Raw genomic sequence first — 24504 nt, 5'->3', positions numbered from 1 at the left:
TAACTTAGCTGAGTCGAGTATTCTTGTTGAAAAACCTAACCATTGATCCCCTTATTTGCACGCCAATTTATAAACCTTCACTAGCTTTCACCTTTAATTTTTCCAACAGACCCTCACTACCAGTTTTTCTGCGAATGCCTCGAATACCCCAGCCCCCATCAAAATTCAATACAGTGCCTGTTGCAGGAACATTGTCATCTCGAGAGGCAAAAAACACATAAGAACCTGCATAATCTTCTCCTTGCAAGATACGGCCGACCGGAGAGGCTGCTGCGATATTCTCTTTACCCGCTTCCAAATCGTCGTCCTCATACCATTCCTTATACATGCTTGTAACAGACCGACTGTCCATTTCTAATGAGGCAGGCCCTCTCAAATCGGTCATAGCGCCACCAATTGCAATCCCATTCACGCGAATATAAGGGGCCACTTCGAAGGCCAACTGACGAACCAAACCAACCACCGCATGTTTTGTTGCAGTGTAAAGCGGTCCTCCTCCATTCGTATAAAATCCCGCATTGGAAACAGTAAAGATCATATTCCCTCGCGTTTCAACCAATTGCGGAAGACATGCTTTAGCTGCTAGTAAATATCCCTTCACATTGACATGGAATAATTCATCAAATGCTTGATCTATTTTATCTTCTGGAAGATCGACAAGTGCCATATTGTAATCCCAGATGCCTACATTTGCAATGAGCGTGTCAATTTTGCCAAAATGTTCGCTGCACTGATTAACTGCTGTCTTCAATTCACTCAGTTGACGGACATCCCCAACGATGCCAATGACATCATCGCCAAATGTCTGTTCAAGTTCTTTGAGACGATCTACTGACTTATCAAATACCGCTACCTTCGCACCTTCAGATACAAAACGTTCTACAATCGCCCGGCCAACACCGGACGCACCGCCTGTGATAAAGGCCACTTCATTTGCCAATTTCATTTTGTAGCCCCCACTCGTAAAAATATGTCACCCATCCACTACTTTGCTCTTACTTTGTTCTGCTTCAAAGTATCCATCCTCAAATGCCACGAATACATCCTCTCCCTCAACCTTTACCGGATACTTCTTCAAAGGTTTCCAAGGCGGAGCCATCTTTACTGCCCCCGTGTGAGCGCAAAACTTCCCCATGTGCAAAGAACAAACGATGACATCTCCATCTAAATAACCGCCCTCTGACAATGACCATTTGGCATGAGAACAGCGATCCTGTGTGGCAAGTACTTTACCATTCACATTAAACACCGCTACTGCCGTATCTCCTTCAACTACCTTTAATCCTTCATCATCTGGTAAATCAGACAACGTGCAAACCTTTGTATATTTCATTCCACACATCCCCTTCCCATGTTCATCATGTTTTTAGAAAAGCGCAAGGCGCCCGCCTATTGGCTTATGATCTCGACCCGATGGCGCCTGGAGCTAGATATGAAAACCCATTTTAAAAATTTTATACTTTCTTATATGTCAAAAAAAGACAGATAAGTTATTTGACAAAAGTGTACTCTGATCGATTAAGATTGTTCGACGGGCTATTTTAAAACCCAATCCACCCTCTGAACGTCTCAGCACATCCCTGCGCTCTCCTGGAAAAATATCCGCCTGATTTTCTGAGCGATTACGATACACGATAAAGGATGACACGACTTCATACGTGTTCGGCTCCTCCGTCTCGTTAATTATCACATTGGAAATGAGATGCCTGGTGCGCGATACGGGATTCTCTGCCCAGTTCACCCCTGATACTCTCGCTCGAATACGTCCGCGCATCGTTTCATAAGTATCGTCGTAATGCCCACCTTGTCCTATAGCAGTATACTCCTGAGACATCTCTCTACCTAAACGATTCATGCGAATCGGCATCCAATAATGAATATCTTTTTCCATTAACTCTAACCATGCCTCAAACTCCGAGTGGTCTAGCAGCTGTGCTTCCTTGTAATAAAACTGTTCAATTTCATGCTGTAGTTCCAAACTCGGGCTTTTGTCTGCCCATTTAAACGGTTTAACTAGTTCTGCTACTTCCATCCTCTTTCACCCTCCTTTATCTTACTAACCTCTACTCACTCAAAGTTGTGGCTTTGGCAGGCTCCGGTCTCAATGTATCCCAACTTGACTCCGACATCATACGGACCCAATGAGAATAAAACCCTCTCGCCACATCTTCGGAAAATACATAGGAAGTTTGACCAGGGAATTCTGGATTGTTTTTCCCTTGTACATTTAAACCCATTTGCATAGCTAATGGTGCTGTTTTTGATTTATATCCACGAAGAGCGTTTTGAATCTCCACCCAGTTCTCGCCATCATCTTGCTCATATACGCCACCGGCACTAAACGTACGGACATTTTGTCTCGCCAGTTCATCCTTGATTTCCTGCGGCGCATCTTTATCTACAATGACAAATGCCCAAACTTCAATCTCATTTGGTCCTTTCGGATGCCAAGTACGGACTGTATTCATTCCATAAGGTAGGAATGAGCAGTTAGGGAAGATTGTCATATGACTTGCACCCATTCTGTGATAAGGCATTTTAGACTCTAACCGTTCTTTTGCCCTTTCAAATGCCGGACCTTCACTATAATATTTATCTACTAATGGACCGACACGCACCGATCCTCTTGCTGTATCTAGATAGAATCCACAACCATGTCCACCCCATTCAGAAAGGAATTGATGCCCTTTCATATGCGGTTGGAAAACGGACAGATCTTGATCTTCCGGCAATCCCGCCACTACTGCTGCCAAATGAGAAGTTGTGGCCGCATGGTACATATCACCAGCAAATTGCTCTGCCGCAAACTTCCAGTTACACGGAATGACCCACTTTTGCATCGTACCAATAACTTCTGTACCTGCCTCAGAGCGGTCCAGCATCGTATCCATGTATGGTGTCGCATCACTTAAATACGTAAGCAAATCCGGTGCCTCTGGGTCCCAATTGGCAAATACTAATCCTTTATATATCTCCACTCGTGCCTGTAACGGCCCCCAATCTTCTTTCTTAAAATCAGAAGGAAACGCCTCTTCTTCAAATGGGACATTCACTAATTTTCCAGCCGTGTCATAGGCCCATCCATGATACGTACAAGTGAACGCCTTCGCATTCCCACAATCGGCCCGACAAATTCTCATTCCCCGATGACGGCACTGATTATGAAACACCTTAATACTGCCATCCCTCTGACGTACCATCACAACAGGATCTTCTCCCATATAAGTAGTTAAATAATCACCCTTCTTTGGCACATGACTCTCATGACCAAGAAGCAACCAAGAGCGACCAAAAACCCTCTCCAACTCCAATTCATATAATTCCTGATCCGTATAAATACGTGGATCGATTTTCCCCTGCTCTGTATCGATTAGCGAATGAATCGATTCTGATGTCCATTTTCCATCATTAAAACTCATACCTTAGAACCACCCTTTCAATTAAACTCACAAATGAAATCGCTTTCTTAATCTAAGTTTAAAATTTTTCCCAACGAAAAAATACAACAACAATTGCTTTTTATATCTATATTTTCTAAACATTCTGTATAGATTTAAATACATATAATTCCATTTAATTGGGCGGCTCTTATTATTAGAGGGATTTTTTTTATAACAAAAGACGGGTTTAAAATAGGCTAGGTAAAACTATTTTGGTTTATGTTTGTGAATAAAAAAAGAGGTATCCAACAAGTTTATTCAACCTATGGATAACCTCTAATTATTGTTCTATTTTTTGGTCTTCAAATTATTGTAAATTAAAAAAGACTTGGCCGTTTAACATGTCTTCATAGCGAAGCTGTCCTTTTTCCCCCGCTTTGACTAAGCCGGATATATAACCTTCTTTTTCGCTCCCTACATACATTTCAAAACTAAAATCGGGTTCAGTTGTTCCGTAAACATCGCCACTATAAATATCTCCACTCTCACTTACCATTTCAAAGTTCATCATCCCGTCGATATAAAAAGATAAGTCTTCTGTTTCGGATTCAACTAACTTCACTTTTGTTTCAGCTAATACCCATTCATATCCTTCTGGAGCAGCTTCATTGAATTCATTCATAGATACTAACTTTTGGTAAGCCTCATCCCCACGAATAACATCTTTTACTGTTAAATCAAATTTAATTGCGTAGGAATTACCTTCATCATCATACAACTCATCATCTACTGTAGCCGTTTTTTGGAAAGGTACCGGATTTGTGCGAGAACCCAGTTTAGATTTGGATTCTTCTTCTTTTTTCACTTCTTCTTCTGGTTTTACATTTTCACCGTGTTGATTTTCTTCTTCTTTCACTTCAATATCTTTTGTGTCTTGCCCACAGGCCGCCAGAAAAACGACCATTATTAATCCTAAAATAAGTAGTTTGAAACTGTTGTTCAAATTTCTTCCTCCTCTTGAATGAAAAACACTCTATTACATACACATAGAAAACGAACCTGATTAAAAACCAGGGTTCTACTCTGTTACTTCTTCTGTTTCTCCCATTTCTTCTAAAGCATCAGGATAAATAACTTCATCAAAAACCTCTTCTGTTGCTTCATCTTCCACAGATATCGTTACCTTATAATCATCTGGTTTCGATCCATTAAAAATTTGATACATAGAACCTTGTAAACCTAAACCAAATACGGCAAACGCATCCATGCTATTCTCATAAGATGCTTTATCTACCAATAAAGTAAACTCTGTGAATGATTTATTATGAGTAACATCCTTGATTGAGACATAATCTTCACTACTTTTCAACTCTTCTATTGAATCTGTGATAGATGTTCCCATTTCACTCATCATCTCATTGTGTTCAGATTTAGACATTTTATAAGTGAGAGATCCATCTTCATTTTTTGTGACTTCACTTACACCCTCTTTTTTTGCATTCTCAATAACAGTGTCTATATCTTCTCCTTCAAAAAAAGAAGCCGGTAATGTTAGTTCCACATTTAAGAGACCTTTATCAACATTTACTGCTGCTTCCTCTTTTTCTTCTTGCTTTTGATCTGTTGATTTTTCAGTTTCTGCTGATTCATTCGAACAGGCAACAAGGAAAATCAACATTAATACAAGTATGTAGCTTAATTTTTTCATAAATATTTCCCCCTATCTCTCTCTAATACCTAATGCAATAATGCTATTCTATTATACTAATAATCCTTTTTAGAAAATCCATATATAATGGCATATTTGAAATAAATTGTTATTTCGTACATATTATACCTTATATTTATTATCCTTTATATTACTATATCGGCATTTCTTTAATAAAATTTACAGTTTTTACATTTTTTCTATAAAATTACTCTTAATTTTGATTCGCTTTAGGTGTACCGCCATTATAGCCTATAGCGTTTATATTACCCTTTGTTACATCACGATTTTTTGTGTGCACAATTTTTCTTTGGGTGCACCCCTATCTCTATTCCATCCATACCCCTTTTTGAGACTTTACAATAATAATTGAGACATCTTATTTCTCTACAATGTATTGATATTTCATGCTTTTAACATAATCTTTTTGTATTTGTGCATATTTCCTAGCCATGGCATTATCAAATGAAACAATATCGCAACTTGCTTTAAGCAAAAGGGGCTAAACAGAGTATGTCACGTAAAGGTAACTGTTACGATAGCTCTGTAATGGAAAACTTCTTTGGGATACTGAAGTCAGAATTCCTTTATTTTAAGGAATTTGAAAGTGTGAACCACTTTAAACTAGAATTAGAAAAATATATAGAATACTATAATAGGAAACGGTTAAAGGGAAAATTGAAAATGAGTCCGGTACAATACCGAACTCATTTTGAACAAGTTGCCTCATGAAATAACTGTGTTTAACTTTTAGGGGGCACTACATTGAGGTGGGGTCTCATTCACACATTGTGAAAATATAGACTTTTCTTTTTTAAAATTCAAAACCCTTTCATACTATAACCGTAAACTTCAAAATCTTCTTTGTAAAGCTCTTCAACTAATTGCATTGCTTCAGCATCATATAGACTCTCATAACTAGGCAAGTCCCCATCAAATTCCAATGGTATTTTTGTTTCTGCATGTCTCCCATCATCCTTCATATAATTTAGAAAATGGTGTGGAGATTTTGATAAATCTTTTATAGGAGATTTTGGAAGGTTGAATCTCTTTTCTATTTTTTTTAATTCTGATTTAAGGTCCTCTAATTTAACATAATGATTTATTAACTCTTCTTCCCCTTGTACATACTGCTGTGAAATATGAGTATCTATTTGACCTGGTTGCACACCTATTTCTTTAATATAATATAAAAACTCCTTAAACGATAGGCCAGTGGTGATTTTCGGATTTAAGTTAACATTTTCAACCGTTCCAATTAGTGTAGCGTAAAACGAGCTAACAGCTCTTTTATATGGATTCCTAACGAGTTTATATATTGTTTTTTGGTTAGACAATAGACTATTGACTAGTTCCTCTCTGTAAAATTGATCTTGAATTTTGGATCTATAGGTATGAATCCACTTGTCCATATTTAACGCTTCAGATAGTTCTCCTGACTGATAATAAAACCATTTCATTATAGTTGTACAACCTGATTTTGGTGACCAATAAAAAATAATAGGTAAATTCTTATTATATAGAGGCATTCCCTTCCTAAATGTTTGGATTATTTCATTATTATTCATTTTCAGCTTCTCTCCTTTTATCACCATTTAACATATAATATGAAAAAACCTAAAATTTGAAATGTGTAAATACCTTTAAATTAGAAAAATGTATATTTTTAAGAAAGGTACATATTTAATAATTATTGATAGGTTTATTAAGGAGTTGAAGATATTTGGTGACTTGGGAAATGCTTAAATTATCCATTCGGGGTGATTATTGGTTTTCAGAAGCCTTAGGATATACAATTACTCATACTACAAAGGGTTTCGTTTCTTCTAATTCTCAATTTACAATTAAAGTTTCGAATAAATTCTTAAGAGCTACTGATTGGAGAAAAATAAATTAAATTTTCAATAATTCCATCATACTTCTGAAGGACTTGTTATTACTCAACTCTTAAACTCTCACCAACATAAATCGTGTAATTGTTATCTAGATCGTTCCAGTTTTTAATTTGCTTAATAGTGCTACCGTATTTTTTTGCTAGTTCCGATACCGTTTCACCTTTTTTCACAGTATGATAAGTGGCACCAGAATTAAAATTTAATTTGCTACCTATTTCCAATGCATCTACATCAATGCCAGGATTAAGCTTTTTAAGATTATTAACACTTGTGTGTTAGTAGCAACCCCTGCAAAATACCCCTTATATCCTTTCGCATTCCGGTATACCGGTACCAGAAGAACCACCCACATATCCCTTGTTAACAAACCTTGTTTCATCATCTGACCCTATATAAATATAAGCATTAGTTGAATTAGTGCTGAAACCAAAACCATAAATTACAGAAGCTCGTAAATCACGGTATACCACTGATCCGTCAGCTTGCGTAAAAGCTGAACTTGTTATTCTTACTTCTCGATCTGTTCCGATATATCCATTATATCCCGGGCCAAAACGTAATCCTTGAGCCCTGATAGGTCTGTAACTATAATTCTCTGCAACACCATCTGATGGAATACTTGAAATGTCAACCCCTGACTTCATTATTTGAATCAGGAGCCAAATAAACATTAGAATTAATTGTACCTAGAGTAGCACTTGTTACTAGTGATCTATCAACACTAAATCGTTGAGAACCGCCTGAATTATATCCTAACAACCCGTCAGAATTAACATTTACATAATGCCCACTAGACTGTGTAAGACGGACATTCCCACCAATGATTTCTAAATTAGTTAGACCATCCGATGAACGGAACTTAGCTCCATACACGTCAATACCTCTCAATGCACCTACATTGATACGGTCAGCGTTCACGCTTGCAATTTTAGCAGCTGTTACAGCTAAATCATCAATTTGAACAGTACCAATAATGGCATCTTGTAATTTTGCACGTGTAATAGGCGCATTTGCCAATGCGCCATTCTGAACTGTTATACTATAGGCAGCCATTAAGTTTGCGGTAACCTCAATTAATGCTGCATTGGGGAAAAATTTATAAACTCTATACTAAAACAACAATTGAAGGAGTCCATACAACAGCAGGGATGATTTTTAAATATGCAATAAAGGAGAAAATGAGAGTCGATAACCCGAAGATATTGAAAATGATTCAATTAAAGATAAATATTTGGAGCATGGGGAGTTAACCGAATTTCAAAATGCGGTGAAAGAGTATGAGATGGAGTTTGATCTAGAACGATTCTATTTGCTAGCATTTTCGGTAATGCGTTCTGGAGATTTATGTGCTCTTAAATGGACAGATATCAACTTTGATACAAACGAAATCCGTATAACGAAAACTATTTATAATCCTAACAATAACATGCACAATTACGAATTGACCCCTCCGAAGACAAAAGGTTCGATCCGAACATTCGTAATGGATGAAGCCATTATGATGTTAAAAGTTCATAAAGCAAAATAAAATTAGACCCCAAAAAAGAAATGATTCAAATTCTCATGATGGAAATTTTGTATTCTGTCGAAAAAATGGGTATCCATTTATTCAAATCTTATCAATAGAATGAATCTCATATTAAAGAAAACAACTATCCAAGCCGGCTATACCACACATCTTTCGCCATACTCATATTTCTATGTTAGCCGAGGCAGAAATTGATTTAGCAACTATTATGAAAAGGGTTGGTCATGATGACGAAAAAACGACATTGAAAATTTATACACATATTACAGAAAAGATGAAAAGAAATGCAAATGAGAAGATAAGCAACTACTTTAGCGAGGTTTTAAAAATGCAATAAATGTGACTGAAAAGTGATTTTATCAAAAAAAGAAGGCTGAATAAACAGCCTTCTTTTTTTGATATATAAGGGTTTATATGATGTTTATTACATCATACCGCCCATTCCACCCATACCGCCCATATCAGGCATTGCAGGTGCGTTTTCTTCTGGTTTGTCAGCTACGACTGCTTCTGTTGTTAGGAACATGGCAGCGACTGAACCAGCGTTTTGTAGAGCTGAACGTGTTACTTTGGCAGGGTCAACGATACCAGCGTCGATCATGTTTACCCATTCGCCTGTTGCAGCGTTGAAGCCTGTGCCTACTGCTTCGCGTTTTAGGCGATCTACGATGATTGATCCTTCTAAACCTGCGTTGTGAGCGATTGTGCGTACTGGCTCTTCCATTGCACGTAATACAATGTTGATACCTGTTTGAACATCGCCTTCTTCTTGTAATGCAGCAACTTTGTTGTATACGTTAAGAAGGGCAACACCACCACCAGATACCATACCTTCTTCTACAGCTGCGCGTGTAGAGTTTAGGGCATCTTCAATGCGTAGTTTGCGTTCTTTTAATTCTGTTTCTGTAGCTGCTCCAACTTTTACGACTGCTACGCCACCAGCTAGTTTAGCAAGGCGTTCTTGTAATTTTTCACGGTCGAATTCAGAAGTTGTTTCGTCCATTTGTTTACGGATTTGGTTTACGCGGCCTGCGATTTGGTCGCTTGCGCCAGCACCTTCAACGATTGTTGTGTTTTCTTTTGTTACAACGACTTTAGAAGCGCGTCCTAGAGAGTCGATTGTAGCAGATTTAAGATCGCGACCTAGCTCTTCAGTGATTACTTCACCGCCAGTTAGGATAGCGATATCTTCAAGCATTGCTTTACGACGGTCACCGAATCCAGGCGCTTTCACAGCTACTGCATTGAATGTTCCACGTAATTTGTTCACTACTAATGTAGATAATGCTTCGCCTTCTACATCTTCAGCGATAAGAAGTAATGGTTTACCTTGTTGTACTACTTGCTCTAGTACTGGTAATACTTCTTGAATGCTTGCAATTTTTTTGTCAGTGATTAAGATGTAAGGATCATCTAATACTGCTTCCATTTTATCAGTATCTGTTACCATGTAAGCTGAGCTGTATCCACGGTCGAATTGCATACCTTCAACGATATCCATTTCTGTAGTGAATCCTTTAGATTCTTCGATTGTGATAACACCGTCGTTACCTACACGCTCCATAGCTTCAGCGATTAATTGTCCAACTTCTTCGTCAGCAGCAGAGATGGATGCAACTTGTGCAATAGACTCTTTGCCTTCGATTGGTTTAGAGATAGCTTTTAGTTCTTCTACTGCTGTTGCAACCGCTTTTTCGATCCCTTTACGGATACCCATAGGGTTTGCACCAGCTGTAACGTTTTTCAACCCTTCGCGGATCATTGCTTGCGCTAGAACCGTTGCAGTTGTTGTACCGTCACCAGCTACGTCGTTTGTTTTACTTGCAACTTCAGCAACTAGTTTCGCACCCATGTTTTCGAATGCATCTTCTAGTTCAATTTCTTTAGCGATTGTTACACCATCATTTGTAATTAATGGAGAACCGAATTTCTTCTCAAGAACCACGTTACGTCCTTTAGGTCCAAGAGTTACTTTTACTGCATCTGCAAGTGTATCCACACCACGAAGCATCGCGCGGCGAGCGTCTTCACTAAATTTAATATCTTTAGCCATTATTAAGTACCTCCTCTAATAGTTAAAAATCTTTATCTTAAGTATATCGCTGTTGTTTTATTAACCGATCACAGCAAGAATGTCGTTTTCACGTAAAATTAAGTATTCTGTACCTTCGTATTTCACTTCTGTTCCTGCATATTTTGAGAAGATAATAAGGTCGCCTTCTGCAACTTCTAATGCTACACGTTCACCATTTTCTAGTACACGTCCAGTACCAACTGCTACGACTTTACCTTCTTGAGGCTTTTCTTTCGCGCTATCTGGTAGTACGATACCGCTTGCAGTTTTTTCTTCCGTTTCAACAAGCTCGATAATAATTCGATCACCTAGTGGCTTCAACAAGTGAAACAACCTCCTCAATTCATTTGAAAATTATTTTATTAGCACTCGTTAGTCTTGAGTGCTAACACAATTATTATATTAATCAAAACTACTCTTTTTTGCAAGTAAGAACCTTTCAATTTTGCAAAAAAAATACGAACCTCTCCATTCTATACAACTTCTATTTGTTTTATGCACTTCATAAGGATGTACTATTTGAAACCAATGGCGTTTTACGGGTAAAATAAATATTAGTGTAACTTCTTTATGAATAGGAGACTAGCCTTTGAAAAAAGAGTATTGGTTTATCATTATGATTTATATAGCCATGCAATTATCAGCCATCGTTGGCGTTCCTGCCATTCTTTTTCTTGGTAATATGTTAGGATACAGCTTTGATGAGGTTGCTAAAATTGCCCCGCCACTCTGGATTGTCATTAGCTTTACAATCACTCTTCTATTAACTTTGTGGTTTTTACGGAAAGAACGTAAAGAGATGCCAATGAGGAAACAAGCACCATTATCGACTTCTATCGGGTGGGCGATTGCAGGTATTCCGCTAGCATTTATGGCTCAAACCATTGCAGCGAATATTGAATTAATGCTCGGCATTGAGATGGGGTCAGACAATACACAGCAAATTATGTCTTTAATTGAAACGTCTGCTATTGTGATTCTCGTCGTTTCTATTATTGGTCCGATATTAGAAGAGATCATTTTCAGGAAAATCATTTTTGGTTCCTTGCATAAACGATTGAACTTCTTTTTATCAGCACTGATTAGTTCATTAATTTTCTCTCTCGCGCATGGGGAAATTGAGCACTTACTTCTTTATGCAGCGATGGGCTTTACGTTTGCGTTTTTATATGTAAAAACCAATCGTATTCTTGTACCGATCATTGCTCATGTAGCAATGAATACCTTTGTCGTTGTGATTCAATTGAATATGGATAAGCTAGAAAAATATATGACAGACATAGAAACGGTACAAATGATTTTTAGCAGATTAGGATGATGTTGGATGAGAACACCTTTGTTCACAGGGATTATCTCCCTTCTTTTTGGATTTGTATTTATTTACTTTGCGATTATTAATCTTCAAAACGGTGGAGGTTGGGGATTTCTAACGATTTTCATTTTGATTTTTGCCACTTTCGATATTGGTGGTGGGATTAAGTTAATCGCTATGCATTATCGCATGAAAAAGAAAGAGGATAAAAAAAGGAGCTGACTCCACTCGGGTCAGCTCCTTTTTTTATGATGGATAGTGTTTTAAGAAGTATACTAATGATTGCAATTCGACCGCCAAATCAATGTGGTGGATGCGAATATGGGAAGGAACAGTTAACCGCGCTGGCGTAAAGTTCAAGATTCCCTTTACATGACTTTTAACGATTCGATCCGTAATTGGTTGGGCAGCATGAGACGGTACAGTCAAAATGACGACTTGAATATGGTGCTCATCAATCAACTTTTCTAGTTCATCTAAATGACGAACAGGTACTTCGCCTATAGACGTGCCAACCCTACTTTCTGAAACATCAAATGCCACTTCAATCTTTGTATTATTATTTTTTAAAAAATTATAATTTAAAAACGCTGTACCTAGATTCCCTACACCAATTAATGCTACCTTTGTCACTTCATCTTGATCGAGTGTCTTACGGAAAAATCCTAATAAGTAATTGACATTATACCCATAACCTTTTTTCCCTAATGCACCGAAATAGGAGAAATCTCGTCGAATTGTTGCAGAATCTACTTTCACCGCTTCACTTAATTCTGCTGAAGAAACTCGCTGTTTTCCTGATGCGTGTAAATTTTTCAAAAAACGATAATACAAAGGCAATCGCTTAGCCGTTGCTTGAGGGATTTTCGTTGATTCATTGGACATAGGCTCCACTCCATTCCATTTACTTAAGCCCTTCTAAAATCACCGTTTTTACCACCGGTTTTCTCTACTAAATATGTTGGTCCTATTACCATGCCTTTATCTACTGCTTTGCACATATCATATACCGTTAAAGCGGTAGCTGTAGCAGCTGTCAACGCTTCCATTTCTACTCCGGTATGTCCGTTTGTTTTCACTGTACAATCAATATGTAACACATACTGAGCCTCTACCTCTTCCCAATTGAAGGATATATCAATTCCGGTTAAGGCAAGGGGATGACACATCGGGATAATATCAGACGTCTTTTTCGCAGCCATAATGCCTGCCACTTGCGCAACCGCAAGCACATCTCCCTTTTTCATCTTGCCATCAGTGATTTTCTGATAGATTTCTTCATTTAGCTCTACACTACTATGAGCAATTGCTGTACGGGCAGTTTGTGGTTTTTCACTTACATCCACCATCTTTGCTCTGCCCTCTTTATTAAAATGTGTAAATTCAGCCATTTATAACACCTCACATAAAAATGATACACTATTTCGATTCATCTGTGTAATGTAGTTTTTATATATTCTATCCAAATCGTGACTTTATTGCCGAACCTCACCTGATTAAGGTACACTATCACTATAACAGAGGTGAAATATAATGATATTATTACAGGTTAATCAGCTTTCGAAAAGTTTTGTGGCTGATCCTATATTAATGAATATAAAGCTTGAAGTCCAAACAAGAGACCGCATTGCATTAGTTGGACGTAATGGTGCGGGCAAATCAACCCTTTTAAAAATTATTGCTGGACATATGTCCTATGACTCCGGTGAAATTATTCAATCGAAAGAAACCAAAATCGGTTATCTTGCACAAAATACCGGACTAGAGTCTGAGCTATCGATTTGGGATGAAATGCTTACCGTTTTTGATTATTTGCGGAAACAGGAGAAAGAACTGCGCTTACTAGAAACACAGATGGGCGATGCCACACTCATCGAAAACCGCGAAGCTTACGATAAAATTTTAAAAACCTATGATCAAATGCAAGTCAACTTTAAAGAGCAAGGTGGCTATCAATACGAGGCAGACATTCGTTCTGTACTACATGGCCTTAATTTTCAATCGTTTAGCTATGATACAAAAATTTCTGCATTAAGCGGTGGGCAACGGACGCGACTCGCACTAGCTAAACTATTGTTGACCAAACCTGATTTATTGATTTTAGATGAGCCGACCAACCATTTAGATATTGAAACATTGTCATGGCTGGAGCAGTATCTTAGTGGTTATGATGGTGCTATTTTAATTGTCTCACATGACCGCTATTTCCTAGATAAAGTCGTCAACCAAGTATATGAACTATCACGTAACCATATTAAAAAATACGTTGGTAACTACAGCAAATATCTTGACCAAAAAGCAGCCAATTATGAACGCGACTTGAAATTGTATGAAAAACAACAAGAAGAAATTGCGAAACTAGAAGACTTTGTTCAACGCAACCTTGCCCGTGCTTCGACAACGAAGCGTGCACAAAGCCGACGCAAACAACTTGAGAAGATGGAGCGAATGGATCGTCCCCAAGGGGATGAAAAGTCAGCAACATTCGGCTTTCAAATTGAACGTCAATCAGGCAATGATGTACTAACCACTGACTCTTTAGCAATTGGCTATCAACAAGAAAAGATTAGTGATCATATTTCATTTCGCATGTCTCGGGGCGATTCTATCGCTTTAGTTGGGCCAAATGGGATTGGGAAGTCCACATTATTAAAAACACTGGTGGACAAGCTACCAGCTTTAGATGGTACGTTTCAATATGGATCAAATATCCGCATTGGGTATTACGACCAACAGCAAGCTGATTTGAGTTCAAATAAAACCGTATTAAATGAGCTTTGGGATGATTACCCTCTTATGCCTGAAAAAGATGTACGTACCGTGTTAGGTAACTTCCTCTTCTCAGGAGATGATGTTCTTAAAATTGTCTCTACATTAAGTGGTGGAGAAAAAGCTCGATTAGCATTAGCTAAGTTGATGTTGCAAAAAGCAAATGTCCTTATACTAGATGAGCCGACCAACCATTTAGATCTTGATAGTAAAGAAATTCTTGAAAATGCACTAATTGATTTTCCAGGTACGCTCCTCTTTGTATCTCATGACCGCTATTTTATTAATAGGATTGCCACAAAAGTGATTGAGTTATCAACAAGTGGAGCAACAGAATTTTTAGGGGATTATGATTACTATGTGGATAAAAAAGCGGAGATTGAAGAAATAGAGCTTTTCGAATCAGCAGATGCGCCACAAGAAAGTACCACTAAACCGGAAAAGCAAAGTTACCAACAAGATAAGGAAGCGAAAAAACTAGAAAGACAGCGCAAAAGAAGGCTGACAGAAATTGAGCAATTAATCGAAGAGTTAGAAGCGCAAATTGAAACTTATGATGAACAACTCTGTGACCCTGAAATCTTCCAGGACCACGAGAAAGTCCTCGAGATTACAACTAAAAATGATGCTATAAAAGCACAACTTGAGGAGTTACTTGAAGAATGGAGCGAATTGGGCGATTTAATGTAACTGAACGTGCTGGGGATAATTCACTTATCCCCAGCTTTTCTTTTCATAAGTAAATTGTCCACATTTTTATTCACATTACAAATGAATTAACAATAAGTAAAATAACACTTTTCCACATTATCCACATTTTTTATCATACTTATCAACAAAAACTCTGAAAATTTTAATATTATCCACAATTGCTGTGCTACCTATACTTTACATGATATTGTGAATAACTTTTCTGCTTCACTTCTAAAAACAAAAGACTAGTGAATAGATGTTAACAATTCACTAGTCTTAATTATTATGGTTGAAACTGAATATCTAATCCCGGGTTGGCATTCATACTCATATCTGAGGACACACCTTTTTCAAACATAATAGCCCCCACTGCAGCAATCATCGCTGCGTTATCTGTGCATAAATGTAATGGCGGAATCACCAAGTCTATCTCTTCCTTATTCTTAAACGTTTCTGTTAATGCTTTACGAAGTCCTTTATTTGCTGCAACGCCACCTGCTAATAGTAATTGTTTCACATCATATGCCTCGACTGCTTTTAAGGTCTTGGTTACTAATACCTCAATGACGCTTTCTTGAAAGCTCGCTGCTAAATCCTCTGGTAAGATGGTCTCTCCACGTTGTTCAGCATTATGCACTGTGTTGATAACGGCAGACTTCAATCCACTGAAACTAAAATCAAAGGAGCCTTCTTCTAGCCACGCACGTGGAAGCTTAATTGTCGCTTCTCCTTCATGTGCAAGGCGATCAATATGCGGCCCACCTGGATATGGCATATTTAGAACTCTCGCTACTTTATCATAGGCTTCTCCAGCAGCATCATCCCTTGTTTCGCCAATCACTTCAAAGTCACCATGTTCTTTCATATAAACGAGCTCTGTATGCCCGCCTGAAACGACTAATGCAAGCGCCGGGAAAGTCATTTCTTTAATTAAGCGATTGGCATAAATATGCCCTGCTATATGGTGCACACCGATAAGTGGCTTTTGATGAGCAAAAGCAATCGCCTTCGCTGCATTTACACCGACAAGTAAGGCACCGACTAACCCTGGGCCTTCTGTCACAGCCACTGCATCAATATCGTTCATCGTCATACTCGCTTTATTTAACGCTTCTTCTAATACAATGGTCATTTGTTCTACATGGTGCCTTGAAGCGATTTCTGGCACAACCCCACCGAACCTTTTATGACTTTCAATTTGAGAAGCGACAACATTAGCGATGATCTCTCTACCATTTTTAATGATGGCTACCGCTGTTTCATCACAGCTTGTTTCTATCCCTAATATATATTGGTCTTTTTTCATTTTATATTCACCCACATTACTAAAGCATCTTCATGATTATCTGAATAATAATTTTTTCTTATGCCGCCTTCTTGGAATCCTAGCTTGCTATACAATCGTCTTGCTACCATGTTACTGACTCTTACTTCTAGGGTCATTTTAAGTGCACCCATCTCTTTTGCAACGGTCATCAGTTGGACCATTAACGCCTCGCCAAGTTTCTTCCCTCTATGTCTCGGTAGTATCGCTACATTTGTTACATGAGCCTCATCTGTGACCACCCATGCTCCACCGTATCCGATCAATTCTTCTCCATCTTCTAACACCACGTAGACTGAGAATTGGTTCATTGTCATTTCATTATAAAAGGCCTCTCTACTCCAAGGTGAAGAAAAAGATGCCTCTTCTACTTTTAATACTTCATCAATATCATCTTCGGTCATTAACCGAAACGTTAATTTGCTGGTCATTGGGACTTGCTCCCTTTCGTAGCTTCAATCCATTTTGCCTCTGCTTCAGCAAGACGGATGTAATTAGGGACAAAGTTGTGGATATTCACAGCTTCCTTATCTCTACCTAAAATGGCCAATTCAGCAGGACGAGGATTTTGTTCAGTTAATCGTGCGAAAAATGCCCGCTCCCCTAAGTCTGCTTTGATTTGTTCCTTGTGTATGGATAAATCATTACCGACAAATAAAACCGGTTCTTCTCTTTCTAATAAACGTTGCGTCCAATTAACAGTCAACGTTAGATGATCCGAAGTTAGATCTAATAACCGACTCTCTTGAAATTGATATAGGCCGGTATAAATCTGACCTCTTCTCGCATCAAATAACGGTGAGATAACACCGTTAAAATAACTGCCTGCACTCGCTGCCAACACAGCTAAACTGGATACACCGGAAAGAGGTATATTTAACGTCCAAGCTAATGTTTTAGCAATTGTTACACCAATTCTTACACCCGTATATGAACCGGGTCCTTCTGCGACAACAATCTTTTCGAGATCTTGTGGCAATGTATCGCAATCCTTTAAAAGCATTTCTATCGCAGGCATGACTCGAACGGAGTGATTCTTTTTGATATTCGTGATATATTCCCCGATAATTTTATCGTCATCTACTAGAGCGATTCCTAGTGTATAATTTGACGTATCTATAGCTAATATTTTCATTTTACTAACTCCTCACACAGCTTCACATAGCGTTTTCCTTTTGGATGGAGTGCTATTCTTCGTTCTTCATTACCAGTGTAATGAATAGCAATCTTTAACCTTTCTTCTGGCAGTTGCTCTTCTATTAGATGTGCCCATTCCACGACAGTCACACCTTGTCCATGAAAGTACTCATCAAACCCAAGATCTTCTTCGCCATCTTCCACTCGGTAAACATCCATATGGTACAAAGGCAGACGACCATTGTATTCCTTTATAATAGTAAATGTAGGGCTATTCACATTTCGTTCAATACCAAGGCCTAAAGCAAGCCCCTTCGTAAATGTTGTTTTACCTGCCCCTAAGTCACCTTCTAATAAAATGACATCACCTGCAGCTGCTTTTTCTCCGAGCCGTTTAGCAAACGCCATTGTTTCTTCAGTATTTTTTGTATACCACTGGAATTGATCCATTTTATCACCTACATTTGGTCTTTCATTTATTTACAATATTAATGACACATATACATGTAGTTTACATGATTTTTTCATAGACATCAAAGAACACTTTGATTTGTCGGAACAGTAAATGATAGTTGATTACAAACTATACAAAAAATGAAGATAACAATCATAGAGCCGATAGTCTGGAAGCCTTAAATGAGCGTTCCTGCGCATGGAGTGGTATCGATCGTTTTGAATGTTCCTCCTGTCATGATTAACCTGTCAGTTTTTATGCATGCTAATTTGCATTTGTCTTTTGACAAAAAGAAAACCCGCCAAATGGCGAGTGTAAAGTGATAGTTGTAAACTAATCATTGCAGTTATTAGAAAAGGTTAGAATGCTTTGATTCATTTCTTTCAGACATTCATATGGATTTTGGTAAATAGTGCGTTATCTTACTATCGGGAACATACAAAATTAGTCATGATGTGCTTTTTTACTTATGCACAAAACAATTCTTTTATTATAGAACCTATATTTAAGAACGTTTTATACATAAAAAAAACGAAACAAGTTCCCTGTTTCGATATGTTTCACATATAAAATTAAACTGGCGGTCCGGACGGGACTCGAACCCGCGACCTCCTGCGTGACAGGCAGGCATTCTAACCAACTGAACTACCGGACCAGATTGCGGGGGCAGGATTTGAACCTGCGACCTTCGGGTTATGAGCCCGACGAGCTACCGAACTGCTCCACCCCGCGATAATATTATTTTATAAAAATCATATGCCCGGCAACGTCCTACTCTCACAAGGGGACAGCCCCTAACTACCATCGGCGCTGAGAAGCTTAACTTCCGTGTTCGGTATGGGAACGGGTGTGACCTTCTCGCTATCGTCACCGGACTATGAAATTGTAAGGGAATCGTTCCCTCAAAACTAGGTAATGTTGAAGAAGATTGTTTTGAGTAATCGCCTATGCGTGCTGACGGTACTACTAAGGTAGTGTTGTCTAGCTGCGGCGCCTAGGTGCCGCTCGCATTTCGAATTGTCCAGCTACAGCGCCTAGGTGCTCGAGGTCATAAGCCAATTTCGCTATGAGGTTAAAGTACAACCTCCTATCGAACTCGTCTTATGCTTGTCGCACCTGTGCAAGGCGCTTTCGCTTTTCGTTTTTGGTTAAGTCCTCGATCGATTAGTATTAGTCAGCTGCATGTGTCGCCACACTTCCACCTCTAACCTATCAACCTGATCATCTTTCAGGGATCTTACTAGCTTGCGCTATGGGAAATCTCATCTCGAGGGGGGCTTCATGCTTAGATGCTTTCAGCACTTATCCCTTCCGCACATAGCTACCCAGCGATGCCTTTGGCAAGACAACTGGTACACCAGCGGTGCGTCCATCCCGGTCCTCTCGTACTAAGGACAGCTCCTCTCAAATTTCCTGCGCCCACGACGGATAGGGACCGAACTGTCTCACGACGTTCTGAACCCAGCTCGCGTACCGCTTTAATGGGCGAACAGCCCAACCCTTGGGACCGACTACAGCCCCAGGATGCGATGAGCCGACATCGAGGTGCCAAACCTCCCCGTCGATGTGGACTCTTGGGGGAGATAAGCCTGTTATCCCCGGGGTAGCTTTTATCCGTTGAGCGATGGCCCTTCCATGCGGAACCACCGGATCACTAAGCCCGACTTTCGTCCCTGCTCGACTTGTAGGTCTCGCAGTCAAGCTCCCTTGTGCCTTTACACTCTACGAATGATTTCCAACCATTCTGAGGGAACCTTTGGGCGCCTCCGTTACTCTTTAGGAGGCGACCGCCCCAGTCAAACTGCCCACCTGACACTGTCTCCCATCCCGATAAGGGATGTGGGTTAGAATTTCAATACAGCGGGGGTAGTATCCCACCGACGCCTCCACCGAAGCTAGCGCTCCGGCTTCTAAGGCTCCTACCTATCCTGTACAAGCTGTACCAAAATTCAATATCAGGCTACAGTAAAGCTCCACGGGGTCTTTCCGTCCTGTCGCGGGTAACCTGCATCTTCACAGGTACTATAATTTCACCGAGTCTCTCGTTGAGACAGTGCCCAGATCGTTACGCCTTTCGTGCGGGTCGGAACTTACCCGACAAGGAATTTCGCTACCTTAGGACCGTTATAGTTACGGCCGCCGTTTACTGGGGCTTCGATTCAAAGCTTCGCGTGAGCTAACCTCTCCTCTTAACCTTCCAGCACCGGGCAGGCGTCAGCCCCTATACTTCGCCTTGCGGCTTCGCAGAGACCTGTGTTTTTGCTAAACAGTCGCCTGGGCCTATTCACTGCGGCTCATCAAGGCTTTAACACCCTAATGAGCACCCCTTCTCCCGAAGTTACGGGGTCATTTTGCCGAGTTCCTTAACGAGAGTTCTCTCGCTCACCTTAGGATTCTCTCCTCGCCTACCTGTGTCGGTTTGCGGTACGGGCACCTTATTCCTCGCTAGAGGCTTTTCTTGGCAGTGTGGAATCAAGAACTTCGGTACTAAATTTCCCTCGCTATCACAGCTCAAGGTATGTGACCATGGGATTTGCCTCATGGTCCCTCTAACTGCTTAGACGCACATCCAATAGTGCGCTTACCCTATCCTCCTGCGTCCCCCCATCACTCAAACAGAATACGGTGGTACAGGAATATCAACCTGTTGTCCATCGCCTACGCTTTTCAGCCTCGGCTTAGGTCCCGACTAACCCTGAGCGGACGAGCCTTCCTCAGGAAACCTTAGGCATTCGGTGGATGGGATTCTCACCCATCTTTCGCTACTCATACCGGCATTCTCACTTCTAAGCGCTCCACCAGTCCTTACGGTCTAGCTTCAACGCCCTTAGAACGCTCTCCTACCACTGAACATCTACGATGTTCAATCCACAGCTTCGGTGATACGTTTAGCCCCGGTACATTTTCGGCGCGGAGTCACTCGACCAGTGAGCTATTACGCACTCTTTAAATGGTGGCTGCTTCTAAGCCAACATCCTGGTTGTCTAAGCAACTCCACATCCTTTTCCACTTAACGTATACTTTGGGACCTTAGCTGGTGGTCTGGGCTGTTTCCCTCTTGACTACGGATCTTATCACTCGCAGTCTGACTCCCATGGATAAATCTTTGGCATTCGGAGTTTGTCTGAATTCGGTAACCCGATGAGGGCCCCTAGTCCAAACAGTGCTCTACCTCCAAGATTCTTACGCATGAGGCTAGCCCTAAAGCTATTTCGGAGAGAACCAGCTATCTCCAAGTTCGATTGGAATTTCTCCGCTACCCACACCTCATCCCCGCACTTTTCAACGTACGTGGGTTCGGGCCTCCATCCAGTGTTACCTGGACTTCACCCTGGACATGGGTAGATCACCTGGTTTCGGGTCTACGACCACATACTATATTCGCCCTATTCAGACTCGCTTTCGCTACGGCTCCGTCTGTCCAACTTAACCTCGCATGTAATCGTAACTCGCCGGTTCATTCTACAAAAGGCACGCTATCACCCATTAACGGGCTCTAACTACTTGTAGGCACACGGTTTCAGGATCTCTTTCACTCCCCTTCCGGGGTGCTTTTCACCTTTCCCTCACGGTACTGGTTCACTATCGGTCACTAGGGAGTATTTAGCCTTGGGAGATGGTCCTCCCTGCTTCCGACGGGATTTCTCGTGTCCCGCCGTACTCAGGATCCACTCTGGAGGGAACGAAGTTTCGACTACAGGGCTTTTACCTCCTATGGCGGGCCTTTCCAGACCTCTTCGTCTATCTCGTTCCTTTGTAACTCCGTATAGAATGTCCTACAACCCCAAGAGGCAAGCCTCTTGGTTTGGGCTAATCCCGTTTCGCTCGCCGCTACTCAGGGAATCGCGTTTGCTTTCTCTTCCTCCGGGTACTTAGATGTTTCAGTTCCCCGGGTCTGCCTTCCATACCCTATGTATTCAGGTATGGATCCTATCCCATAACGGATAGGGGGTTTCCCCATTCGGAAATCTCCGGATCAAAGCTTACTTACAGCTCCCCGAAGCATATCGGTGTTAGTCCCGTCCTTCATCGGCTCCTAGTGCCAAGGCATTCACCGTGCGCCCTTATTAACTTAACCTATGTTTGGGTTGCTTTCGCTTCCCTCACGGTTGTGTTTATTAAAAAAGTTTAGTATCTCTACTCTATTATATAGAGAGAAAATAACTAAGGTGGCGATTACTCGGTAATCTTCTTCATTACATTATCTAGTTTTCAAAGAACGATTGAATTGAGAGATTATACTCTCAAAACTGAACGAACAGTCTAACATCAAGTCAATTCCGTATATTCCTTAGAAAGGAGGTGATCCAGCCGCACCTTCCGATACGGCTACCTTGTTACGACTTCACCCCAATCATCTGTCCCACCTTAGGCGGCTGGCTCCAAAAGGTTACCCCACCGACTTCGGGTGTTACAAACTCTCGTGGTGTGACGGGCGGTGTGTACAAGGCCCGGGAACGTATTCACCGCGGCATGCTGATCCGCGATTACTAGCGATTCCGGCTTCATGTAGGCGAGTTGCAGCCTACAATCCGAACTGAGAATGGTTTTATGGGATTGGCTAAACCTCGCGGTCTTGCAGCCCTTTGTACCATCCATTGTAGCACGTGTGTAGCCCAGGTCATAAGGGGCATGATGATTTGACGTCATCCCCACCTTCCTCCGGTTTGTCACCGGCAGTCACCTTAGAGTGCCCAACTGAATGCTGGCAACTAAGATCAAGGGTTGCGCTCGTTGCGGGACTTAACCCAACATCTCACGACACGAGCTGACGACAACCATGCACCACCTGTCACTCTGTCCCCCGAAGGGGAAAGTCCTATCTCTAGGATTGTCAGAGGATGTCAAGACCTGGTAAGGTTCTTCGCGTTGCTTCGAATTAAACCACATGCTCCACCGCTTGTGCGGGCCCCCGTCAATTCCTTTGAGTTTCAACCTTGCGGTCGTACTCCCCAGGCGGAGTGCTTAATGCGTTTGCTGCAGCACTAAAGGGCGGAAACCCTCTAACACTTAGCACTCATCGTTTACGGCGTGGACTACCAGGGTATCTAATCCTGTTTGCTCCCCACGCTTTCGCGCCTCAGCGTCAGTTACAGACCAGAAAGTCGCCTTCGCCACTGGTGTTCCTCCAAATCTCTACGCATTTCACCGCTACACTTGGAATTCCACTTTCCTCTTCTGCACTCAAGTTCCCCAGTTTCCAATGACCCTCCACGGTTGAGCCGTGGGCTTTCACATCAGACTTAAGGAACCGCCTGCGCGCGCTTTACGCCCAATAATTCCGGACAACGCTTGCCACCTACGTATTACCGCGGCTGCTGGCACGTAGTTAGCCGTGGCTTTCTGGTTAGGTACCGTCAAGGTACCGGCAGTTACTCCGATACTTGTTCTTCCCTAACAACAGAGTTTTACGATCCGAAAACCTTCATCACTCACGCGGCGTTGCTCCGTCAGACTTTCGTCCATTGCGGAAGATTCCCTACTGCTGCCTCCCGTAGGAGTCTGGGCCGTGTCTCAGTCCCAGTGTGGCCGATCACCCTCTCAGGTCGGCTACGCATCGTCGCCTTGGTGAGCCGTTACCTCACCAACTAGCTAATGCGCCGCGGGCCCATCTGTAAGTGATAGCAGAACCATCTTTCAATCTAATTATATGTATAAATAGATATTATCCGGTATTAGCCCCGGTTTCCCGGAGTTATCCCAGTCTTACAGGCAGGTTGCCCACGTGTTACTCACCCGTCCGCCGCTAATCATTGGGAGCAAGCTCCCTCTGATTCGCTCGACTTGCATGTATTAGGCACGCCGCCAGCGTTCGTCCTGAGCCAGGATCAAACTCTCCAATAAAGTGTTTGATTAGCTCGTTTGCACCTATGGTGCTTTGTTGCTGATAAATCAGCTTTTTTAGAATTACGCTTGACGTTTTGTGTTCGTTCAGTTTTCAAAGAACAATCTTTTCGGTAATGGAGCGGGTGAAGGGAATCGAACCCTCATCATCAGCTTGGAAGGCTGAGGTTTTACCACTAAACTACACCCGCATTAATTTGTTTTGTTGGTTTCACATAATCGGGAAGACAGGATTCGAACCTGCGACCCCTTGGTCCCAAACCAAGTGCTCTACCAAGCTGAGCTACTTCCCGTATCTATAATGGCGCGCCCGAGAGGAGTCGAACCCCTAACCTTTTGATCCGTAGTCAAACGCTCTATCCAATTGAGCTACGGGCGCCTTGAAG

19 protein-coding genes, 5 tRNA genes, 3 rRNA genes and 2 pseudogenes are annotated in these 24504 nt (G+C 41.1%); 5 read left to right on the top strand and 24 right to left on the bottom strand.

Features of this window, described 5'->3' with window-relative positions; translation table 11 throughout:
* Window positions 1–67: 67 nt before the first annotated feature.
* From hcaB to MHH73_RS02740, 6 genes are all read right to left on the bottom strand, one after another.
* A complete protein-coding gene (gene hcaB / locus MHH73_RS02765; RefSeq protein ID WP_191817103.1) occupies window positions 68–946 on the bottom strand; it encodes a 3-(cis-5,6-dihydroxycyclohexa-1,3-dien-1-yl)propanoate dehydrogenase in 879 nt (292 codons plus the stop codon).
* A 27-nt stretch (window positions 947–973) separates the two neighbouring features.
* Window positions 974–1333 carry a non-heme iron oxygenase ferredoxin subunit gene (locus MHH73_RS02760; RefSeq protein WP_191817104.1) on the bottom strand — a complete coding sequence of 120 codons (360 nt, stop codon included), beginning with the start codon at window positions 1331–1333 and terminating at the stop codon, window positions 974–976.
* Between the two features lie 138 nt (window positions 1334–1471).
* A complete protein-coding gene (locus MHH73_RS02755) occupies window positions 1472–2032 on the bottom strand; it encodes an aromatic-ring-hydroxylating dioxygenase subunit beta (RefSeq protein ID WP_191817105.1) in 561 nt (186 codons plus the stop codon).
* 31 nt (window positions 2033–2063) lie between these two features.
* A complete protein-coding gene (locus tag MHH73_RS02750; RefSeq protein ID WP_191817106.1) occupies window positions 2064–3419 on the bottom strand; it encodes an aromatic ring-hydroxylating dioxygenase subunit alpha in 1356 nt (451 codons plus the stop codon).
* A gap of 328 nt (window positions 3420–3747) precedes the next feature.
* Window positions 3748–4383, bottom strand: a complete 636-nt coding sequence (locus tag MHH73_RS02745) for a hypothetical protein (RefSeq protein WP_341064460.1) — start codon at window positions 4381–4383, stop codon at window positions 3748–3750.
* A gap of 75 nt (window positions 4384–4458) precedes the next feature.
* Window positions 4459–5088, bottom strand: coding sequence for a hypothetical protein (locus MHH73_RS02740; protein ID WP_341064458.1), 630 nt, complete (start codon window positions 5086–5088; stop codon window positions 4459–4461).
* 453 nt (window positions 5089–5541) lie between these two features.
* On the opposite strand from MHH73_RS02740, the pseudogene MHH73_RS02735 reads away from it, so the two are divergent.
* A pseudogene (locus MHH73_RS02735) lies at window positions 5542–5820 on the top strand (IS3 family transposase); the annotation flags it as partial.
* An 89-nt stretch (window positions 5821–5909) separates the two neighbouring features.
* Here MHH73_RS02735 and MHH73_RS02730 read toward each other — a convergent pair.
* Window positions 5910–6656 carry a sulfotransferase family 2 domain-containing protein gene (locus tag MHH73_RS02730; protein ID WP_191817112.1) on the bottom strand — a complete coding sequence of 249 codons (747 nt, stop codon included), beginning with the start codon at window positions 6654–6656 and terminating at the stop codon, window positions 5910–5912.
* A 954-nt stretch (window positions 6657–7610) separates the two neighbouring features.
* Window positions 7611–8000 carry a hypothetical protein gene (locus tag MHH73_RS02720; protein ID WP_341064453.1) on the bottom strand — a complete coding sequence of 130 codons (390 nt, stop codon included), beginning with the start codon at window positions 7998–8000 and terminating at the stop codon, window positions 7611–7613.
* 89 nt (window positions 8001–8089) lie between these two features.
* On the opposite strand from MHH73_RS02720, the pseudogene MHH73_RS02715 reads away from it, so the two are divergent.
* A pseudogene (locus MHH73_RS02715) lies at window positions 8090–8848 on the top strand (site-specific integrase); the annotation flags it as partial.
* An 87-nt stretch (window positions 8849–8935) separates the two neighbouring features.
* Here MHH73_RS02715 and groL read toward each other — a convergent pair.
* Together groL and groES are read right to left on the bottom strand one after the other, a co-directional pair.
* Window positions 8936–10564 carry a chaperonin GroEL gene (gene groL / locus MHH73_RS02710; RefSeq protein WP_341064450.1) on the bottom strand — a complete coding sequence of 543 codons (1629 nt, stop codon included), beginning with the start codon at window positions 10562–10564 and terminating at the stop codon, window positions 8936–8938.
* A gap of 60 nt (window positions 10565–10624) precedes the next feature.
* The gene (gene groES / locus MHH73_RS02705; protein WP_095370804.1) at window positions 10625–10909 is read right to left on the bottom strand and encodes a co-chaperone GroES; all 285 of its coding nucleotides are present in this window, start codon (window positions 10907–10909) and stop codon (window positions 10625–10627) included.
* 265 nt (window positions 10910–11174) lie between these two features.
* Here groES and MHH73_RS02700 point away from each other — a divergent pair, with 265 nt between their 5' ends.
* Both MHH73_RS02700 and MHH73_RS02695 read left to right on the top strand, forming a co-directional pair.
* Complete coding sequence (locus tag MHH73_RS02700) at window positions 11175–11903, top strand: CPBP family intramembrane glutamic endopeptidase (RefSeq protein ID WP_191817136.1); 729 nt, start codon at window positions 11175–11177, stop codon at window positions 11901–11903.
* A 6-nt stretch (window positions 11904–11909) separates the two neighbouring features.
* Window positions 11910–12119 (top strand): DUF4305 domain-containing protein, encoded by a 210-nt coding sequence (locus MHH73_RS02695; protein WP_341064447.1) that lies wholly within the window; start codon window positions 11910–11912, stop codon window positions 12117–12119.
* Window positions 12120–12143: 24 nt separating this feature from the next.
* Here MHH73_RS02695 and MHH73_RS02690 read toward each other — a convergent pair whose 3' ends face one another.
* Together MHH73_RS02690 and moaC are read right to left on the bottom strand one after the other, a co-directional pair.
* Window positions 12144–12782, bottom strand: a complete 639-nt coding sequence (locus tag MHH73_RS02690) for a redox-sensing transcriptional repressor Rex (protein WP_191817137.1) — start codon at window positions 12780–12782, stop codon at window positions 12144–12146.
* A gap of 23 nt (window positions 12783–12805) precedes the next feature.
* Window positions 12806–13288: a cyclic pyranopterin monophosphate synthase MoaC gene (moaC, locus tag MHH73_RS02685; RefSeq protein ID WP_191817138.1), complete on the bottom strand. Its 483-nt coding sequence runs from the start codon at window positions 13286–13288 to the stop codon at window positions 12806–12808.
* A gap of 142 nt (window positions 13289–13430) precedes the next feature.
* Here moaC and MHH73_RS02680 point away from each other — a divergent pair, with 142 nt between their 5' ends.
* Window positions 13431–15356: an ABC-F family ATP-binding cassette domain-containing protein gene (locus tag MHH73_RS02680; RefSeq protein WP_191817139.1), complete on the top strand. Its 1926-nt coding sequence runs from the start codon at window positions 13431–13433 to the stop codon at window positions 15354–15356.
* Between the two features lie 286 nt (window positions 15357–15642).
* Here MHH73_RS02680 and tsaD read toward each other — a convergent pair whose 3' ends face one another.
* From tsaD to MHH73_RS02620, 12 genes are all read right to left on the bottom strand, one after another.
* Window positions 15643–16665: a tRNA (adenosine(37)-N6)-threonylcarbamoyltransferase complex transferase subunit TsaD gene (tsaD, locus tag MHH73_RS02675; RefSeq protein WP_191817140.1), complete on the bottom strand. Its 1023-nt coding sequence runs from the start codon at window positions 16663–16665 to the stop codon at window positions 15643–15645.
* Window positions 16662–17114: a ribosomal protein S18-alanine N-acetyltransferase gene (gene rimI / locus MHH73_RS02670; RefSeq protein WP_341064442.1), complete on the bottom strand. Its 453-nt coding sequence runs from the start codon at window positions 17112–17114 to the stop codon at window positions 16662–16664. Before rimI ends, tsaD begins: the two co-directional genes overlap by 4 nt.
* On the bottom strand, window positions 17111–17818 hold the full coding sequence (tsaB, locus tag MHH73_RS02665; RefSeq protein WP_191817142.1) for a tRNA (adenosine(37)-N6)-threonylcarbamoyltransferase complex dimerization subunit type 1 TsaB: 708 nt from the start codon (window positions 17816–17818) through the stop codon (window positions 17111–17113). The genes rimI and tsaB overlap by 4 nt, the downstream gene beginning before the upstream one ends.
* Window positions 17815–18270, bottom strand: a complete 456-nt coding sequence (gene tsaE, locus MHH73_RS02660) for a tRNA (adenosine(37)-N6)-threonylcarbamoyltransferase complex ATPase subunit type 1 TsaE (protein ID WP_191817143.1) — start codon at window positions 18268–18270, stop codon at window positions 17815–17817. The genes tsaB and tsaE overlap by 4 nt, the downstream gene beginning before the upstream one ends.
* Window positions 18271–18852: 582 nt before the next feature.
* A tRNA-Asp gene (locus tag MHH73_RS02655) sits at window positions 18853–18929 on the bottom strand.
* Between the two features lie 3 nt (window positions 18930–18932).
* Window positions 18933–19006: transfer RNA gene (locus MHH73_RS02650), tRNA-Met, on the bottom strand.
* A 26-nt stretch (window positions 19007–19032) separates the two neighbouring features.
* A 5S ribosomal RNA gene (rrf, locus tag MHH73_RS02645) occupies window positions 19033–19149 on the bottom strand.
* Between the two features lie 269 nt (window positions 19150–19418).
* Window positions 19419–22352 (bottom strand): 23S ribosomal RNA (locus tag MHH73_RS02640).
* 217 nt (window positions 22353–22569) lie between these two features.
* A 16S ribosomal RNA gene (locus MHH73_RS02635) occupies window positions 22570–24118 on the bottom strand.
* The 16S, 23S and 5S rRNA genes sit together here with 5 tRNA genes alongside, the layout of an rRNA operon.
* Before the next feature lie 117 nt (window positions 24119–24235).
* Window positions 24236–24309, bottom strand: a tRNA-Gly gene (locus MHH73_RS02630).
* A gap of 28 nt (window positions 24310–24337) precedes the next feature.
* Window positions 24338–24411: transfer RNA gene (locus MHH73_RS02625), tRNA-Pro, on the bottom strand.
* 9 nt (window positions 24412–24420) lie between these two features.
* Window positions 24421–24497 (bottom strand) — tRNA-Arg (locus MHH73_RS02620).
* Window positions 24498–24504: the final 7 nt, after the last annotated feature.

Origin of the sequence: Cytobacillus sp. FSL K6-0265 (assembly GCF_038003465.1) — a bacterium.
GTDB classification, from domain to species: domain Bacteria; phylum Bacillota; class Bacilli; order Bacillales; family Cytobacillaceae; genus Cytobacillus; species Cytobacillus stercorigallinarum.
The sequence above is the reverse complement of the archived record's forward strand: the minus strand, read 5'-3'. Positions and strand labels throughout refer to the sequence as shown.

Bases quoted from the DNA above. Each gene is read 5' to 3' on its own strand.
- hcaB (WP_191817103.1), bottom strand. From the start codon at position 946: ATGAAATTGGCAAATGAAGTGGCCTTTATCACAGGCGGTGCGTCCGGT.
- MHH73_RS02760 (WP_191817104.1), bottom strand. From the start codon at position 1,333: ATGAAATATACAAAGGTTTGCACGTTGTCTGATTTACCAGATGATGAA.
- MHH73_RS02755 (WP_191817105.1), bottom strand. From the start codon at position 2,032: ATGGAAGTAGCAGAACTAGTTAAACCGTTTAAATGGGCAGACAAAAGC.
- MHH73_RS02750 (WP_191817106.1), bottom strand. From the start codon at position 3,419: ATGAGTTTTAATGATGGAAAATGGACATCAGAATCGATTCATTCGCTA.
- MHH73_RS02740 (WP_341064458.1), bottom strand. From the start codon at position 5,088: ATGAAAAAATTAAGCTACATACTTGTATTAATGTTGATTTTCCTTGTT.
- MHH73_RS02730 (WP_191817112.1), bottom strand. From the start codon at position 6,656: ATGAATAATAATGAAATAATCCAAACATTTAGGAAGGGAATGCCTCTA.
- groL (WP_341064450.1), bottom strand. From the start codon at position 10,564: ATGGCTAAAGATATTAAATTTAGTGAAGACGCTCGCCGCGCGATGCTT.
- MHH73_RS02695 (WP_341064447.1), top strand. From the start codon at position 11,910: ATGAGAACACCTTTGTTCACAGGGATTATCTCCCTTCTTTTTGGATTT.
- MHH73_RS02690 (WP_191817137.1), bottom strand. From the start codon at position 12,782: ATGTCCAATGAATCAACGAAAATCCCTCAAGCAACGGCTAAGCGATTG.
- moaC (WP_191817138.1), bottom strand. From the start codon at position 13,288: ATGGCTGAATTTACACATTTTAATAAAGAGGGCAGAGCAAAGATGGTG.
- MHH73_RS02680 (WP_191817139.1), top strand. From the start codon at position 13,431: ATGATATTATTACAGGTTAATCAGCTTTCGAAAAGTTTTGTGGCTGAT.
- tsaD (WP_191817140.1), bottom strand. From the start codon at position 16,665: ATGAAAAAAGACCAATATATATTAGGGATAGAAACAAGCTGTGATGAA.
- rimI (WP_341064442.1), bottom strand. From the start codon at position 17,114: ATGACCAGCAAATTAACGTTTCGGTTAATGACCGAAGATGATATTGAT.
- tsaB (WP_191817142.1), bottom strand. From the start codon at position 17,818: ATGAAAATATTAGCTATAGATACGTCAAATTATACACTAGGAATCGCT.
- tsaE (WP_191817143.1), bottom strand. From the start codon at position 18,270: ATGGATCAATTCCAGTGGTATACAAAAAATACTGAAGAAACAATGGCG.